General features: G+C 64.6%; 17 protein-coding genes. 11 read left to right on the top strand and 6 right to left on the bottom strand.

Features of this window, described 5'->3' with window-relative positions; translation table 11 throughout:
- Window positions 1-64 precede the first annotated feature (64 nt).
- The 4 genes from AB4Z51_RS00255 (at window position 65) to AB4Z51_RS00240 (ending at window position 4,588) form a co-directional block, all read left to right on the top strand.
- Window positions 65-940: a branched-chain amino acid ABC transporter permease gene (locus AB4Z51_RS00255; protein WP_014490434.1), complete on the top strand. Its 876-nt coding sequence runs from the start codon at window positions 65-67 to the stop codon at window positions 938-940.
- Window positions 941-951: 11 nt separating this feature from the next.
- Window positions 952-2,796 (top strand): branched-chain amino acid ABC transporter ATP-binding protein/permease, encoded by a 1,845-nt coding sequence (locus AB4Z51_RS00250; protein ID WP_441496773.1) that lies wholly within the window; start codon window positions 952-954, stop codon window positions 2,794-2,796.
- On the top strand, window positions 2,793-3,491 hold the full coding sequence (locus AB4Z51_RS00245) for an ABC transporter ATP-binding protein (protein WP_441496772.1): 699 nt from the start codon (window positions 2,793-2,795) through the stop codon (window positions 3,489-3,491). The genes AB4Z51_RS00250 and AB4Z51_RS00245 overlap by 4 nt, the downstream gene beginning before the upstream one ends.
- Window positions 3,492-3,646: 155 nt before the next feature.
- Window positions 3,647-4,588, top strand: coding sequence for a DUF5996 family protein (locus AB4Z51_RS00240; protein WP_441496771.1), 942 nt, complete (start codon window positions 3,647-3,649; stop codon window positions 4,586-4,588).
- Between the two features lie 135 nt (window positions 4,589-4,723).
- Here the strand turns inward: AB4Z51_RS00240 and AB4Z51_RS00235 are convergent, their stop codons facing one another.
- Window positions 4,724-5,149 (bottom strand): HIT family protein, encoded by a 426-nt coding sequence (locus tag AB4Z51_RS00235; protein WP_166346284.1) that lies wholly within the window; start codon window positions 5,147-5,149, stop codon window positions 4,724-4,726.
- Between the two features lie 97 nt (window positions 5,150-5,246).
- Between AB4Z51_RS00235 and prmC the strand changes: the two genes are divergently transcribed.
- Together prmC and AB4Z51_RS00225 are read left to right on the top strand one after the other, a co-directional pair.
- A complete protein-coding gene (prmC, locus tag AB4Z51_RS00230; RefSeq protein WP_354246769.1) occupies window positions 5,247-6,143 on the top strand; it encodes a peptide chain release factor N(5)-glutamine methyltransferase in 897 nt (298 codons plus the stop codon).
- A gap of 464 nt (window positions 6,144-6,607) precedes the next feature.
- On the top strand, window positions 6,608-7,390 hold the full coding sequence (locus tag AB4Z51_RS00225) for a DUF4167 domain-containing protein (RefSeq protein ID WP_441496770.1): 783 nt from the start codon (window positions 6,608-6,610) through the stop codon (window positions 7,388-7,390).
- A 57-nt stretch (window positions 7,391-7,447) separates the two neighbouring features.
- Here AB4Z51_RS00225 and AB4Z51_RS00220 read toward each other — a convergent pair whose 3' ends face one another.
- Window positions 7,448-8,188 carry a class I SAM-dependent methyltransferase gene (locus tag AB4Z51_RS00220; protein WP_014490441.1) on the bottom strand — a complete coding sequence of 247 codons (741 nt, stop codon included), beginning with the start codon at window positions 8,186-8,188 and terminating at the stop codon, window positions 7,448-7,450.
- Between the two features lie 107 nt (window positions 8,189-8,295).
- On the opposite strand from AB4Z51_RS00220, the gene gloB reads away from it, so the two are divergent.
- Together gloB and AB4Z51_RS00210 are read left to right on the top strand one after the other, a co-directional pair.
- On the top strand, window positions 8,296-9,063 hold the full coding sequence (gene gloB, locus AB4Z51_RS00215; protein WP_063980560.1) for a hydroxyacylglutathione hydrolase: 768 nt from the start codon (window positions 8,296-8,298) through the stop codon (window positions 9,061-9,063).
- Between the two features lie 23 nt (window positions 9,064-9,086).
- Entirely contained in the window at window positions 9,087-9,509 is a 423-nt protein-coding gene (locus AB4Z51_RS00210; protein WP_441496769.1) for a cupin domain-containing protein, read from the top strand.
- Window positions 9,510-9,560: 51 nt separating this feature from the next.
- Here AB4Z51_RS00210 and yddG read toward each other — a convergent pair whose 3' ends face one another.
- The 3 genes from yddG to AB4Z51_RS00195 all read right to left on the bottom strand — a co-directional run bounded on the left by yddG (window position 9,561) and on the right by AB4Z51_RS00195 (window position 12,681).
- Entirely contained in the window at window positions 9,561-10,430 is an 870-nt protein-coding gene (gene yddG / locus AB4Z51_RS00205; protein WP_354131693.1) for an aromatic amino acid exporter YddG, read from the bottom strand.
- Window positions 10,431-10,530: 100 nt separating this feature from the next.
- Window positions 10,531-11,256: an acetoacetyl-CoA reductase gene (phbB, locus tag AB4Z51_RS00200; protein WP_028149509.1), complete on the bottom strand. Its 726-nt coding sequence runs from the start codon at window positions 11,254-11,256 to the stop codon at window positions 10,531-10,533.
- 246 nt (window positions 11,257-11,502) lie between these two features.
- Complete coding sequence (locus AB4Z51_RS00195; RefSeq protein WP_063986017.1) at window positions 11,503-12,681, bottom strand: acetyl-CoA C-acetyltransferase; 1,179 nt, start codon at window positions 12,679-12,681, stop codon at window positions 11,503-11,505.
- Between the two features lie 304 nt (window positions 12,682-12,985).
- On the opposite strand from AB4Z51_RS00195, the gene phaR reads away from it, so the two are divergent.
- Both phaR and AB4Z51_RS00185 read left to right on the top strand, forming a co-directional pair.
- Entirely contained in the window at window positions 12,986-13,585 is a 600-nt protein-coding gene (gene phaR / locus AB4Z51_RS00190) for a polyhydroxyalkanoate synthesis repressor PhaR (protein ID WP_071908507.1), read from the top strand.
- Window positions 13,586-13,688: 103 nt separating this feature from the next.
- On the top strand, window positions 13,689-14,306 hold the full coding sequence (locus tag AB4Z51_RS00185; RefSeq protein WP_441496768.1) for a class I SAM-dependent methyltransferase: 618 nt from the start codon (window positions 13,689-13,691) through the stop codon (window positions 14,304-14,306).
- An 18-nt stretch (window positions 14,307-14,324) separates the two neighbouring features.
- Here the strand turns inward: AB4Z51_RS00185 and AB4Z51_RS00180 are convergent, their stop codons facing one another.
- A complete protein-coding gene (locus tag AB4Z51_RS00180) occupies window positions 14,325-15,212 on the bottom strand; it encodes a branched-chain amino acid aminotransferase (protein WP_441496767.1) in 888 nt (295 codons plus the stop codon).
- Window positions 15,213-15,316: 104 nt separating this feature from the next.
- Here AB4Z51_RS00180 and AB4Z51_RS00175 point away from each other — a divergent pair, with 104 nt between their 5' ends.
- Window positions 15,317-16,252 carry an alpha/beta hydrolase gene (locus AB4Z51_RS00175; RefSeq protein WP_439033883.1) on the top strand — a complete coding sequence of 312 codons (936 nt, stop codon included), beginning with the start codon at window positions 15,317-15,319 and terminating at the stop codon, window positions 16,250-16,252.
- Window positions 16,253-16,296: the final 44 nt, after the last annotated feature.

Below are 16,296 nucleotides of genomic sequence, written 5' to 3'. Positions count from 1 at the left end.
TCTGGTCCTGCGGCGTCACCTTTTTCTGACGCGCACCATGGCGCGTCACAACGGCGATTGTCGCATGATCAGTTGGCCCAACCTCGTTTCGCAGCTTTTCAACGGGCTCGCGCTCGGCGCCCTGCTCGCGCTGATCAGCTCCGGCCTGACCATCATCTACGGCACGCTCGGCGTGCTCAACCTCGCGCATGGCGCGATGTTCATGATCGGCGGCTATGCCGGCTTCGTCGCCTACCAGTACACGGAGTCCTTCATCATCGCCGTCATCGCGGGCTCGCTGTTCGTGATGCTGCTCGGCGTCGCGATGGAACGCGTCATCATCCGCCATTTCTATCATCGCCCGCACGAGGATCAGCTGCTCGTGACCTTCGGGCTCGGCATCTGTTTCGTCGAGCTGGTGCGCCTGATCTTCTCGAGCCAGTCGCAGCTGGTGCCGCCGCCGGCCCTGTTCCAGGGCATCACCAATCTCGGGTTCATGTTCTATCCGACCTACCGCCTCGCCGTCGTCGGCATCGTCGCGGTCGCCCTCGGCGCACTGTTCATCGTGCTCTACCGGACCCGGCTCGGCATGATCGTGCGCGCCGGCATCGAGGATTCGGTGATGGTCGATTCGCTCGGCATCAACGTCTACCGCGTCTTCATGGTCGTGTTCGGCATCGGCGCAATGGCCGCCGGATTTGCCGGCATCGTCAATGCGCCGGTGGTGTCGCTGACACCGGGCATCGGTGACGACATCCTGGTCCAGACCTTCGTGGTGGTGGTGATCGGCGGCGTCGGCTCGTTTCCGGGCGCGATCCTCGGCGGCCTGATCGCCGGCGAGATCATCAGCGTCACCTCCATGTTCAACCCCGGCTACGCCTATGTGATGCTGTTTGCGGCGATGACGCTCGTGCTCGTGGTGCGACCGCATGGCCTGCTCGGCGTCCAGGGCCGCGAGTAAGCGATTTCCTGATGCTCAAGCAACGCCCGTTCCTGATCGAGACCCTGACCGCGATCGGTTTGATCGCAGCCCCGTTCGTGCTGCCACATCTCGGCTTCGCCCCGAACACCGTGAACCGGATCCTGGTCTGGGGCCTGTTCGGGCTCGGCTTCGACATCCTGTTCGGATTCACCGGCCTGCTGTCGTTCGGCCAGTCCGCCTTCTACGGCACCGGCGGCTTTGTCGCGGCCTACCTCCTGACCCGCGCGGGTTTCGGCAACGTGCTGGGCGCACTGATCATCGGCATGATCGCGGCGGCGGCGACCGGCTATTTGATCGGCCTGATCGCGCTGCGCCGCACCGGCATCTATTTCGCCATGATCACCGTGGCGATCGCGGAGGTGTTCTTCTTCGTCGAGTTCAATCCGCTCTCGGATTTCACCGGAGGCGAGAACGGCCTGCCGGGCGTACCGACGCCGAGCTTCAATCTCGGCTTCACCACCATCCACTTCACCAATGGCTGGTCGCTCTATCAGTTCATCGCGCTGTGCTACTTCGTCGGCGTCATCATCGCGCTCAGGATCGTCCGCTCGCCTGTCGGCGCCATCTTCAGCGCGATCCGGGACAATCCGCTGCGCGCCACCGCCGTCGGCCACAATATCCACGGCTACAAGTTGACCGCCTTCGTGATCGCTGCGGCCTATGCGGGCTTCGCCGGCGGCCTGCTCGGCGTATTGCAGGCCTTCATGCCGCCCGACGCCTTCACCTTCGACACCTCGGGCCAGCTCGTGATGCAGACTGCCATCGGCGGCAGGGGTACGTTGTTTGGACCGCTGGTCGGCGCTACAGTCTGGCTCTTCCTTCAGGATTTCCTTCAGTCCGCGCTGGGCCTCGGAGCGGCCTGGAAGCTCGTGCTGGGCGTCGTGTTCGTGGTGCTGGTCTGCTTCCTGCGCGGCGGCATTGTGGGCGGCCTCGTCGATCTCTACGGCCTTGTGTCCGGCAAGCGAGCGCGAAGGGCTGCGGAGACGGAGGAGGAGGCTGAGATCGAGACGCCGCAGCAAGCTCCGCCTGCGCCGATGCAGGCCAGGGAGGTCGCGCACCCCGCCTATTCCGGGCCGATCCTGAAAGCCACCGGCCTGACCAAGCGCTATGGCGGTCTCGTCGCCAACAGCGACATCGATTTCAGCGTCAATCAGGGCGAGCTGCGCGGCATCATCGGCCCCAACGGCGCCGGCAAATCGACCTTCTTCAAGATGCTGACCTGCGAGATCGCGCCGACCTCCGGCCAGATCGTGTTCGAGGGCCGCGACATCACGGGATTGAAGGTCACCGAGGTCTGCCAGCTCGGACTCACCAAGAGCTACCAGGTCAACCAGCTCTTCACGGGCCTGACGGTGCGACAGAACCTGACGATCGCGGCGCTCGCCGAGCTGCGCGGCAAGTTCCGGCTCGACCTGTTCCGCAAGCTCTCGGACGTCAAGGGCCTGACGGAGCAGGTGGCGCACACGCTTGCCCTGGTCAATTTGACCCGCCGCGCCGACACGCCGGTATCCGAGCTCGCCTATGGCGAGAAGCGCCGGCTGGAGATCGGGCTTGCGCTCGCCACCTCGCCGCGCCTGCTGCTGCTCGACGAGCCGCTCGCGGGCATGAGCCCGCGCGAGCGGGTCGAGACCGTCAAGCTGCTCAAATCGATCGCGCGCGGACGCACCATGATCATCATCGACCACGACATGGACTCGCTGTTCGAGCTGGTCGAGCGCGTAACGGTGCTCCAGGAGGGCAAGGTGCTGCTGGACGGCACACCGGAGGAAATCAGGACCAACGCCGCGGTGCAGGAAGCCTATCTCGGCGGCGTTCACGGAGAGATCGCCGCATGAGCCTGATCGAGGTCAACGGCCTGAATAGCTACTACGGCGACTCCCACATCCTGTTCGACGTCGCCATGCGCGTCGAACGGCACGAGGTGGTGGCGCTGCTCGGGCGGAACGGCGCCGGCAAGAGCACGACGCTCAAGAGCCTGATGGGCGTCGTAACGCCCCGCAGCGGCAGCGTGAAGTTCGACGGCATCGATATCGCCGGACGCAAGAGCCACAGAATCGCGCAGGCCGGCATGCAGCTCGTGCACGAGGAGCGCCGGATCTTCGGCAGCTTGTCGGTGGAGGAGAACATCGTCCTCGCTGGGATCACCGCACCGAAGCGCTGGCCGCTCGAGCGCATCTACGAGATGTTTCCGCGGCTGAAGGAGCGGCGCAACAACCGCGGCACCGAGCTCTCCGGCGGCGAACAGCAGATGCTCGCGATCGCCCGGGCGCTGGTGCGCGATCCCAAGATCGTGCTGCTGGACGAGCCGTTCGAGGGGCTCGCGCCCGTCATCGTCCACGATCTCGTCAAGGCCTGCCGCGAGCTCGCGGCCGCCGGCCAGACCATCGTGCTGGTCGAGCAGAATCTGGCAGCAACGCTGGCGCTGGCGACACGGATCTACATCATGAACAACGGCCACATCGTGCACGAGGGGGCGGCGCAGGAGCTCAAGGCCCAGCCGGAGCTGCTGCAGCGATACCTTGGCGTCTAGGTCGAGTCCCCCTAAACTCCGGGATATCTGCTTTCGAGGGCGCAGCATGCGGCCTCGCCCCCGGAATGTCGCCTTGGGCCCAAAGCGGACACAGGGTCGCCTTTAGCCGAGGTGAGGCCTTGCCAAGCCGAACCGAACCTGAGGGAGGAGACGCTATGAGCGCGATCTGGCCGGAGATTCCCTTCGAGGCATGGCGCGAAACCTGTTCCGCGCTTCATCTGTATTGCCAGATTGTCGGCAAGTATCGGCTCGCGAGAACGCCATGGGTCAACCATTCCTGGCACGCGACCTTCTACGTGAATGCACGCGGGCTCACGACTTCGCTGATTCCAGACGCATCAGGTATCGAGATCGTCTTCGATCTCTCCCGTCACGTCCTGATCGGAGAAGCAGCTGATGGGTGCAGGGCGGAAATGCCGCTCGGGCGAATGTCCGTCGCCGAATTTCACGCCCGGTTCTGTGATTTGGTAGGACATCTCGGCGGAACACCAGAATTTGACGGTCGGCCCAGTGAGGTTCCAGATCCGATCCCATTCACGGAGGACCGCCAAATCAGGCCCTATGACGCAGACGCCGTGACGCGGTTCTTCCGCGCCCTCGTCGCGATCAGCGGAGTATTTTATCGGTTTCGGACGGGGTTCATCGGGAAAGTCAGTCCGGTCCATCTCTTCTGGGGCAGCTTCGATCTCGCGGTGACGCGCTTCTCTGGGCGTTCCGCTCCGCTTCACCCGGGTGGCGTCCCGGGTTTGCCGGACGTCGTGACACGCGAGGCCTATAGCGATGAGGTCTCGTCCGCCGGCTTTTGGCCGGGCGGAGGTGGTACAGACTTTGCGGCCTTCTACTCCTATGCCTACCCCACCCCGAATGGCTTTGCTGACGGACAGGTCATGCCGGCGGGCGCATACTTCGATCGGAAGCTCGGCGAATATCTCCTGCCCTACGACCTTGTGCGAAAATCCAGCGAGCCAGAGGCCGCGCTCATGGCGTTTCTGCAAACCACCTATCAGGCGRCAGCTGATGTCGGACGCTGGGATCGTGCCGCGCTCGAATGTCCGATTGGCTCTCCCCTTCGACCCCGCCCGCTGAACAGGAACTGATGAAGGTTCGATGAAAGATCGCTGGCTCGCAGTTTCGGTGGAGCGAAGCTGCGCCAGTCGATTTCGAGATTGTCTCGATGATGGATTTCGCAACAGCTCTACCCGTCCTACGGTCTTGCTGCAGCGCTATCTCGATCAACTGCCAAGTGCCGCAATCATCCGCTTCGCGTGATCGGCGAGCACGGCCATGTCTTCCTTGCGCGTCTGCGCCGGCAGCAGCTCGATTCCGGCCCTGACCGGCATGACGTGCATGTGCAGGTGGAAGACCACCTGCCCGCTCGCCGGTTCGCTGAACTGCTGCAGGATGATACCCTCGGCGTCGAACGCCTTCATCGCCGCAATCGCGATGCGCTTGCCGGTTCGGGCGACCGCGGCGAGATCGTCATCCGCGATGTCGAGGATGCCACGCGCCGGCGCCCGGGGAATGACCAGCGTGTGTCCAGGCGAGCGCGGCATGATGTCGAGGAAGGCGAGGCTGCGGTCGTCCCTGAAAACCTCGAAGCAGGGAATCTCGCCGCGCAGGATCTTTGCGAAGACGTTCTGATCGTCGTAAGCCGTCATGAACCCCTCGCTCGCTGCGAGGTGCGAGGTGCGATCAGACGCGCTCCTTTCCGTTGACGCAAGCAATGCCGCCGATCTATCCACGACACCAGGCAGGATGGCTCCATTGGCGACAGGTTTCGATTCCGGACACAGCATCGAGAGTGCGCGGCGCGCGCTTGCGGCGCGGCTGCAATCGGCCGGCATCGAAGAGCCCGCCCTCGACGCGCGCCTGCTCGTCGGAGCCGCGCTGAGGCTTGATTTGACCGGCATCGTCACGCAGGCGGCGCGCCAGCTCACGCCCGAAGAGGCCGCGCGGCTCGAAGCCTATGCGCAGCGCCGTCTCGCGCATGAGCCGGTCGCCCGCATTCTCGGCGCGCGCGAATTCTGGGGCCTGCCGTTCCAACTGTCCGAAGCGACGCTGGTGCCGCGGCCGGACACCGAGACCGTGGTCGAACTGGCACTGGAGATCTTTCGGGAGGCCACGATATCGGGGCCGCGCCCGCGAATCGCAGATATCGGCACCGGATCCGGCGCGATCCTGCTCGCGCTGCTGCACGAAATTCCCGATGCCTTCGGTGTCGGAACCGATCTCAGCCTCTCCGCGCTCGACACCGCGCGGAGCAATGCCGCAGCACTGGGCCTCGCCGACCGTTCCGGCTTCGTCGCCTGCTCCTATGCGGCGGCGCTGCGCGGCCCGTTCGATCTCATCGTGTCGAATCCGCCCTATATTCCCTCAGGGGAAATTCCGAAACTGAGCCTCGACGTGCGCGAGCACGATCCGCATCTGGCGCTCGACGGCGGCAATGACGGCTATGACGCCTACCGCGCCCTGATCCCGCAGGCGGCCGAGCGGCTCGCCCCCGGCGGGGCGTTGATCGTCGAGGCGGGGCAAGGGCAGGCCCGCGATATTGAAACCTTGATGACGGCCGCCGCGTTGTCTGTGGACAGGCCGCCCAAGGCCGATTTGGCGGGCATCCCGCGGGCGGTTTCGGCCCGAAAAATGCCCCCATAAAAGCCGGATTGGGTTGCAAAAAACCTCTTGGAATATCCCTTGGGAACGACTACGTTCCGGTCAACACATCGGTGCCGGCCCCGTAGACCTACGGGCAAAAGCCGGGCTCTCGGGCGAGAGCTTTACTGATTTAAAGGTTCCAAGCCGCAGGTCCTGTTGAGCGCGATGGCCATTGGAGCTGCGCTGCTCTCCGACCGCAAAGTGAACGAAAGCCTGATATTGCGCTTGAAGACTTACGCAACAAAGCTGGGCTTGTTTCGGCAGGCGATATGAATGGGTTCGCTGGCAATGGATGCTGGCGGGTGGGGAACGCGTCTTTGTTGAACGCGACGGTCGACGGACATCGGCAGGGTTCAAGCCGCTCTTGCGCGCGGTGCGCATGAGAGATGTGAACCGCTGTCATCAGGTCACTCCGAGCAATCAGTAATGCGTGCAACCTTTAGGGCTGGAATTAAAGGCAGGACATGAGAAACGGTCAGAACAAGCAGCGGATGCGCAACCGCAATAACAATAATAATAACAACAACAACAACCGGCGCGGCCAGAACCCGATGACCCGGGTTTACGAATCGAACGGACCCGACATCAAGATCCGCGGCACGGCTTCGCACATCGCCGAAAAATATCTTCAGCTCGCGCGCGATGCGCGCTCTTCCGGCGACCCGGTCGCCGCCGAGAACTACTACCAGCACGCCGAGCATTATTTCCGCCTGATCGCGGCGGCCCAGGAACAGTTCCGCCAGAACCAGCAGCCGCGCGGCGACGAGCCCGTCAGCAACAGCGGCGACGACAGCGAGGACGACGGCGAGAATTTCTCGAATTTCGGCCAGGAGCCGGGCTTCGTCCCGCAGCCGCCGCAGCAGCAACAGCCCTTCATGCGCGACCGCGACGGCCAGCGTGATCATCAGCCGCGTGACGGCCAGCAGCCCTATCAGCGCGACAACCAGCAGCCCCGCGAACATCGCGAACGCGACCATCGTGCGCAGCCGCCATATCAGCCGCAGCCGCTGCCGCTGAACCAGCCGCAGCCCGTCGTTGCCGACACCGGCAGCGTCGATCGCCTTCCCTCCTTCATCACCGGCGCACAGCCGCAAGTGAATAGTGCCGCGAATGGCGGTCAGGGTGGCCTGGAAGGCGGCGGTGGCGGCGAACGCTTTCCGCGGCGGCGCCGCCGGCCGCACGGTCCGCGCCCCGAGCGCGAGGCGGCTCCGGCCGGCTCCAGCGACGAAGTCGCCTCCGGCGAGTAAGCTTCTTCCGATATTCTGATCTGCATCGTCCCGGCCTCGCGCCGGGACGATTTGTTTTCAGGTGCGCGTCACCGTCGAGGACGGCACCAGCACCGGCTTCAACGAGGGAATCAGCCGCGCGCGCTCGCGCTTGGCGGGGATCGCGCGATAGACCTGTTTGGTCGCCTCGACAATGTGCACGCCGGCAAAGGGCAACGACAGCGCCGCGCCCGCACGCTCCCACACCTGCGCCGATTTCAGCACCCAGCCGCCGGCATAGGGCGGCATGAACAGCGCCTCGCCCCAGGCGGTCGGCGTGAACCAGGTCTGGCGCAACAGGTCGGTGATCTGCGAGCGCGAATAGGGCCGGCCGTGACCGAACGGCGTGCTGTCGGTGCGGGTCCATACCCCGCGCCGGTTCGGGATCACCGCGATCACGCGGCCGGAGGGCGACAGCACCCGCCATACCTCGCGCAAGAGCGCGGCCGGATCGTCCGACATCTCCAGCGCATGAATCAGCAGGATCCGGTCGACCGCGGCGTCAGGAAGCGGCAGCGAGAATTCATCGACCAGCGAGGCCAGCGCCGGCCGGCCCGTCGGCCATTTCAAGACGCCCTGCGCCGACGGCATGAAAGCGATGCAGCGCTCCGCGTCCTCGCGGAACAGGCCGAGATAGGGGGTGGGATAGCCGATGCCGAGCACACGCTGGCCCGCGGCGGTCGGCCAGCGCTCCCTGATGCCGCGATTGATCATTTGCCGCGCCACAATCCCGAGGCGACGGGAGTAGAACTCGCGGAGGTCGACGACATCAATGGTCATGACGGCAATGTAACATGCACGAGGCGGCTCCCGCGCGCGGAATATTGCATTGCCTGCGCAACGTTAACGCCATATTTGTCTGCGGGGCTGAGCGCGATGGAGATGACATGGCCGCCGAAATTCGTACTTTCACCTGTTTAAACGACAATTTCGGTTATCTGATCCACGATGTGGAAACCAAGGCGACGGCGTCGATCGACGCGCCGGAGGCCGGCCCCATCCTGAAGGCGCTTGAGCGCGAGGGCTGGCAGCTCACCGACATCCTGATCACTCATCATCATGGCGATCATGTCGGCGGGGTCGCCGAACTCAAGCAGAAATACAATTGCCGCGTCGTCGCGCCGCATGACAAGACGACTGAGATCGCCAACGTCGACCTGCGCGTCGCCAATGCCGACATCGTCAAGGTCGGCAGCTTGCTGGGGCGCGTACTGGAGACGCCCGGCCACACGCTCGACCACATCTCCTACGTGTTCGACAACGAGAAGACGCTGTTCGCGGCCGACACGCTGTTCTCGATCGGCTGCGGCCGCGTGTTCGAAGGCGACTACCCGATGATGTGGGACTCGCTCCTGAAGCTGCGGGCGCTGCCTGACGACTTCAAGCTCTATTGCGGGCACGAATACACCGCGTCCAACGTCAAGTTCGCGCTCACCATCGACCCCGACAATGTGGCGCTCCAGGCACGCGCGGCGGAAGTGGCGAAGCTGCGGGCCGAGAATAGGCCAACCATTCCATCACTGCTTGGTGACGAGAAGCGAGCAAACGTGTTCCTGCGTGCTGATGAACCGTCGGTCGCAACCAGGCTACACATGAAGGGCGCGGACGCCGCCGCGGTGTTCGGTGAACTGCGCGAGCGCAAGAACAAGTCCTGAAGAGCAAATCCTGACGGGGATCGATGCCGACCGCAGCCGAGATCATCGCACGCCTCGAACTCCGCCCGCATCCCGAAGGCGGCCACTACCGCGAGACGTTTCGCGACCAGACCACTGATACCAACGGCCGGTCGCGCTCGACCCTCATTTATTTCCTGCTCGCGCGCGGCGAACGTTCGCATTGGCATCGCATCGACGCCGTGGAGATCTGGCACTACTACGCCGGCAGCCCGCTGACGCTGCGCATCGCGCATGAAGGCTGCTCGCAACACGAGGTGCGGCTCGGCGCGGACCTTGTGAGCGGCGAACGGCCGCAGGGAATCGTGCCGGCGAATGCCTGGCAGATGGCGGAGAGCATCGGAGAGTGGACGCTGGTCGGCTGCACCGTGGCGCCCGCATTCGAGTTCGCGAAATTCGAGCTCGCGCCGAAGGGCTGGGAGCCGTAAGGCGCACTGTCATTCCGGGGCGCCGCATGGCGGCGAACCCGAGAACGACGGTCACCGCTTCCGCAGCACCATATCCTTCGCCGCGATCAGGCCGCCGCCGGCGATCAGGATCGCGGCGATGGCGATGTTGGCGCTGGCTTTTGCAAAACCGGCGGCGATGAGGAATCCGGTCGAGAGCAGCGGCGTCGCATAGGATGCGGCGCCGAGCACGCGGATGTCGCCGCGCTTCATGCCGATGTCCCAGGCGTAGAACGCGGCGCCGACGGGGCCGATGCCGAGCGCGGCCACGGAGAGCCATTGCAGCGTCGTCTCCGGCCACACCGTGGTTTCAAGCAGACCATGCATCAGCGCGGCAAGCGCGGCGGTGGCAAGGCAGAAGCCCGCGACCGCATCGGTCGGCACCGCCTTCAATCGCCGCGACAGCACCGAATAGGTCGCCCAGACGAACGCCGCGATGAACGCCGCGATCAATCCCGGCAGCTGGCCCGGCGCGAAGCCGGAGGTGCTCCCGGCGAACAGCAACACGGTGCCGACGAGGCCGAGCACGGCACCAATAATGTGATGCACGGCAAGCCGCTCGCCCGGCAGGAACGACGAGAACAGCACGATCAGGAGCGGCCACATGTAATTCAAGAGACCGGCTTCGGCCGGCGGCGCAAAGCGCAGCGCCAGGAAATACAGTGCGTGATAGCCGAACAGGCCACCGACGCCGACGACCCATACGACCAGCGGCTGACGCAAGCTCCTCGCTGCATCGCCGCGGCCGACCCAGGTGAGGAGGCCGACGAGACCGCCGATCGCGAACGTCATGGCGGCGAGCTGGAACGCCGGAATCTTTCCGGTCGCCACCGTCATCACGGAAAGCAGCGACCACATCAGGATCGCGGTCAATCCGATCAGTGTGGCTGTGCGCGGGGTCATCAATCGAAAGGCCCTGAGGACGATGATGCCCGGCACGAGGCCGGGCATTTCGTCTTCACTATCGCCTTGTCGCGCCTGAATCTACAGGCTTGACGCCCTATCAGGCGTGATACTGGCCGCCATTGATGGTCAGCGTCGAGCCGGTGATGAAGCCGGCCTCGTCGGCGGCGAGGAACACCACGGCGCGCGCGATCTCCTCGGGTTCGCCGAGACGATTGACCGGGATCTGCGGGATCACGTTCTTTTCCAGCACGTCCTTCGGCACCGCCTGCACCATCTCGGTGTTGATGTAGCCCGGTGCGATCGCGTTGACGGTAATGCCGCCCTTGGCGTTCTCGATCGCGAGCGCCTTGGTGAAGCCGATGTCGCCGGCCTTTGCTGCGGAATAGTTGACCTGGCCGAATTGCCCCTTCTGGCCGTTGATCGACGAGATCGAGATGACGCGGCCGAACTTGCGCGCGCGCATGCCCTCGATGACCTGGCGCGTCATGTTGAACAGCGACCCAAGATTGGTGTTGATCACGGCGTTCCACTGCTCGAGCGTCATCTTGTGGAAGGCGGTGTCCCGGGTGATGCCGGCGTTGTTGACGAGCACGTCGACGGGGCCGAGCTCGGCCTCGACCTTCTTCACGCCTTCGGCGCAGGCATCGAAATTGCTGACGTCCCATTTGTAGACGGCGATGCCGGTCTCGGCCTTGAACTTCTCCGCCGCCGCATCATTGCCGGCATAGCTCGCCGCGACCTTGTAGCCGGCCGCTTTCAGCGCCTTGCTGATCGCAGCTCCGATGCCCCGCGTACCACCCGTCACCAGTGCAACACGTGCCATATCGTATTCCTTCCCTTGGACTCTGCGGACGTTTCTGAGTGATCGTTTTAGATGCGGATTATGCGGTTGGTTTGACGGACATCAAGAACAAAACGCCCGGCGTCGAGCCGGGCGTTTGTATTTAGTCGAGGCTGGCGCTGTTGCGAAGAATATTTGATTTGCAACCGCCGCCTTTTTAGTCGCGTGCGATGCACTCATCTATGTGTGCAGCGCACGCGCAAGTGACACGTAAGTTAGATGTCAGCTTCAGTCGCGCGCCAGGCACATCGCGATACCCATGCCGCCGCCGATGCACAGCGTGGCGAGGCCCTTCTTCGAATCGCGCTTCTGCATCTCGTGCAGCAGCGTCACCAGCACGCGTGCGCCGGAAGCGCCGACCGGATGGCCGATCGCGATCGCACCGCCGTTGACGTTGACCTTCGAGGTGTCCCAGCCGAGATCCTTGTTGACGGCGCAGGCCTGCGCCGCGAAGGCCTCGTTGGCCTCGATCAGGTCGAGATCGCCGACGCTCCAGCCGGCCTTCTTCAGCGCGGCGCGCGAGGCCGGGATCGGGCCCGAGCCCATGATCTTCGGATCGACGCCGGCCTGCGCCCAGGACACGATGCGCGCGATCGGCTTCTTGCCTTCCTTGGCGGCCTGCTTCGCCGTCATCAGCACAACGGCAGCGGCGCCGTCGTTGATGCCGGAGGCCGAACCCGCGGTGACCGTGCCTTCCTTCTCGAAGGCGGGCTTGAGCTTCGCCATCCCGTCGAGCGTTGCGCCATGACGCGGATATTCGTCGGCGCTGACGACGATGTCGCCCTTGCGGGTCTTGATGGTGACGGGAACGATCTCGTCGTTGAACTTGCCGGCCTTCTGCGCCGCCTCGGCCTTCTGCTGCGAGTGGACCGCGAACTCGTCCTGCTGGGCGCGGGTAATCTGCCACTGGCGCGCGACGTTCTCGGCCGTATTCCCCATGTGATAGCCGTTGAAGGCATCCCACAGGCCGTCCTTGATCATGGTGTCGACGAACTCGACCGGGCCCATCTTGACGCCGCCGCGCAGATACTGGGCGTGCGGAGCCATGCTCATGGATTCCTGGCCGCCGGCGACCACGATCTCGGAATCGCCGTTGAGCAGCGCCTGGTAGCCGAGCGCGACGGTGCGCAGGCCCGAGCCGCAAAGCTGGTTGACGCCCCAGGCCGGGCTCTCCACCGGAATGCCGGCGGCAATCGAGGCCTGGCGGGCCGGGTTCTGGCCCTGAGCCGCGGTCAGGATCTGCCCCATGATGACTTCGGAGACCCGGCCGGGCTCGATGCCACCACGCTCCAGCGCGGCCTTGATGGCGATGGCGCCGAGGTCATGGGCGGGAAGGGTCGCGAACGCTCCGTTGAAGCTTCCGACCGGGGTGCGGGCGGCGCTGACGATGACGACATCGTCTGACATGGGCATCTCCTGGTGTTGAAAGGGGGCAGGCGGGGCTGGGGAAACGGCTCGCCAGTCTCGAATGGCATCCTGTTAACGTCGTTGAGGCATGTCAATCGGCCGGCGACCGAATTCATGCCGCAACGCATTCAAAATAGCGTTCTTGGCGCTTTCGCAAGCACGTTTTTGCTGCCCGATTAACCGTGGCGCACAAAACGGTAGCGTGACCCCTTTGAAAATGCTTATTTTGTTGCGTTGCGTACTCTTCCCGCCCTGCGGCATTATCCGCCGGGTTCCCGTTCTCCGCGCTTGCAAGTGAGAGCCCATGGCGAAATCAGACCAACCCACCACCATCAAGAAATACGCGAACCGCCGGCTCTATAACACCGGAACGAGCACCTACGTGACGCTCGAAGACCTCGCCGCCATGGTCAAGGACGGAGAGGATTTCCTGGTCTACGACGCCAAGACCGGCGACGACATCACCCGCTCCGTGCTCGCCCAGATCATCTTCGAGCAGGAGAACAAGGCCGGCCAGAACCTGCTGCCGACCACCTTCCTGCGCCAGCTCATCCGCTTCTACGGCGACAGCATGCAGATGGTGGTGCCGAAATATCTGGAGCAGTCGATCGCGACGCTGACCCAGGAGCAGGAGAAGTTCCGCAAGCAGATCGCCAACTCGCTCTCCGGCACTCCTTTTGCTCCGTTGGAAGAACAGGTCCGCCGCAACATGGAGCTGTTCCAGCAGACCTTCTCGATGTTCAAGCCGTTTGCCCCCAACGCGGGCCGTCCGGCGACCAGCCCCGAACCGGAGGCCGACGCAAGCGCTGCGGCGCCGACGGACACCAGCAACATCGACGACCTGCGTCAGCAGATGAAGGACATGCAGGAACGCCTCGAGCGGATGTCGAAGAAGGACGAGTAGGGATTTCGTTCGCGCCGGCGCGTCCACCTGCGGCGGGCGCGCGGGCCGCCGGTTCGTAACGGCGCGACTTGCGCGCTGTCGTCCCGGCCAGGCCGGAGCCGCCATGTCCGACCGCAGCACCCACTGGGACAACGTCTACGCCACCAAGGGCGAGGCCGAGGTAAGCTGGTTTCAGGACAGCCCGGCGATCTCGCTCGAGATGATCCGCTCGGCCTGTCCTGACCATGGCGCCGCCATCATCGACATCGGCGGCGGTGCTTCGCGGCTGGTGGACGCTCTCCTGCAGGACGGATACCGCGACCTCGCCGTGCTGGATCTCTCCGCCAACGCGCTTGAAGCGGCGAAGAGACGAATCGGCCGCGCCGCTTCAGCAGTCGACTGGATCGTTGCCGACGCCACGACATGGCGGCCGGGGCACAGCTACGACGTCTGGCACGATCGCGCGGCATTTCACTTCCTGACCGATCCGCGCGACAGGGCCGCTTACGTCGAGCGCCTGCGGTCGGCGATTGCGCCCGGCGGCCACGTCATCATCGCGACATTTGCGCTTGATGGCCCGGAGAAATGCAGCGGCCTGCCGGTGCAGCGGCACGACAGCGCGAGTCTTGCTGCGGAGCTTGGGCCGGAGTTCGAGCTGATCGAGACGCGGAGCGAGACGCATCACACGCCGTGGAAGTCGACCCAGGCGTTTCAGTTCAGCCGGTTTAAGCGACGTGGCTAGGACGCCGAAAAGCGCGGATCAAGCCGCCAGCTTCACCGCATGCGCAAAGTCCCAATAGAGCTTGCGCGCTTTGGTGTAGAGCGGGCCCGGCTTCAGTTCGCGATCGTCGATGCGGATGACGGGGGCGACCTTGGCGAAATTGCCGGTCGAGAAAATTTCGTCGGCAGCGAGGAAGTCGGCATAGCTCAGCGTCTTCTCGACCACGGTAACGCCGTCGCCGCGCAGCAGGCTGATGACGCGCTGGCGCGTGATGCCGTTCAGGAACGTGCCGTTCGGGACCGGCGTGTAGACCACGCCGTCCTTGGCCATGAACACGTTGGAATTGCCGAACTCCGCGACATTGCCGAGCATGTCGAGCATCAGCGCGTTCTGGAAGCCGCGCCCGGCGGCTTCCGCGAGCGCGCGCGAATTGTTCGGATAGAGACAGGCGGCCTTGGCCTCGACCGGCGCACATTCGGCCGTGGGCCTGCGGAACGGCGACAGCGTGATGGCGTTGCCGACGGGTTTCGGCATCGGCGCCTCGTAGATGCACAGGCACCAATTGGTCGTCTCGGGGTCGAACAGCACGCCGCCGCCCGAACCGTTCTGCGCCCAGTACATCGGGCGGACGTACAGCTCGGCATTCGCGGCGAAGCGCGCGATGCCTTCGTGTGCGAGCGAAAGCCAGGTGCCGGTGTCGACCACCGGCTTCAGGCCAAAATTGATCGCGGATTGGTTGGCGCGGGCGACGTGACGGTCGAGGTCGGGCGCGACGCCCTCGAACGCGCGCGCGCCGTCGAACACGACCGAGCCGAGCCAGGCGGCATGCGTGCGCGGGCCCATGATCGGCACGTTGCCGTCGTGCCATTTGCCCTCGAAGAAGGTCCAGCTCGACGAATATTCGATCGGTTTCTTGATCTCGGCCATGACCGGCCTCCCTTGGAAATATCCGGGCACTATTGTCCCAATGTCTAAATGATTCCCTGCTGGGATATGGTGCGTTACCCTCTCCGACGAGGGGAGAAGGATCCATGCCGCTCGATCCGCTTGCAAGGCGTTTGTTGACCATGATGGCTGCGGCCGCCCCGCAGGGGCGGAGCCGGCCGAGCGTCGAGGCACGGCGGCAGTCGCTGGCCAAGCTGATGCAGTTTGCACGCACTGATGCGCCGGATGTGACCACCGCCGACGGCACGTTTCCGGGTCCCGGCGGAGAGCTGCCCTATCGCCTTTATTCGCCCGCATCAGCCGGCGACCACGCGCCGGGCTTTGTGTTCTTTCATGGCGGCGGGCTCGTGGCCGGCAGCATTGCGACCCATGACCGCATCGCGGCGGCGCTGGCGCATGTAACCGGCTGTCGCCTCGTCTCGGTCGATTACCGGCTCGCGCCTGAGCACAAATTTCCTGCTGCCGTCATTGATGCGATCGCGGCCACGGAGTGGGTCGCGCGGCAAGCTTCGTCGCTGGGCATCGACGCCGAACGGCTGGTGGTCGGCGGCGATTCCGCCGGCGCCACGCTCGCTGCGATCGTGTGCCAGGAAGCGATGCAGACCGCCGGCCTCTCGATCGTCGCGCAATGCCTGATCTGCCCGGTGCTGGATTTCGAGGAGACCTCGCCTTCGCGCGAGGCATTCGCCGAAGGCCATCTGATCGATCGCGCCACCATCGAAGCCGATCTCGCCGATTATCTGCCTGATGGCATCGACACCGCCGATCCCCGCATCTCGCCCTTGCGCGCGACGCGGCTTGCAGGCCTGCCGACCGCGATCATCCACACCGCCGAATTCGATCCGATGCGCGACGAGGGCAATGCCTATGCGCGCAAGCTGCTCGCCGCGGGCGTCGCGGTCGAGCACGTCTGCCATGACGGCATGGTCCACAATTTCCATGCCATGGGCGCGATCCTGCCGCAGGCGCAGCTCGTGCTGTCGCAGATCGGCGAACAGGTTCGGCGGGCGGTGGAGAAATGAGGCGCTTTCTTACCCTCTCCCCCTGTGGGAGAGGGTGGATCGCC

The organism is Bradyrhizobium sp. 2TAF36, assembly GCF_052114925.1.
GTDB classification, from domain to species: Bacteria; Pseudomonadota; Alphaproteobacteria; order Rhizobiales; family Xanthobacteraceae; genus Bradyrhizobium; species Bradyrhizobium barranii.
The sequence above is the reverse complement of the archived record's forward strand: the minus strand, read 5'-3'. Positions and strand labels throughout refer to the sequence as shown.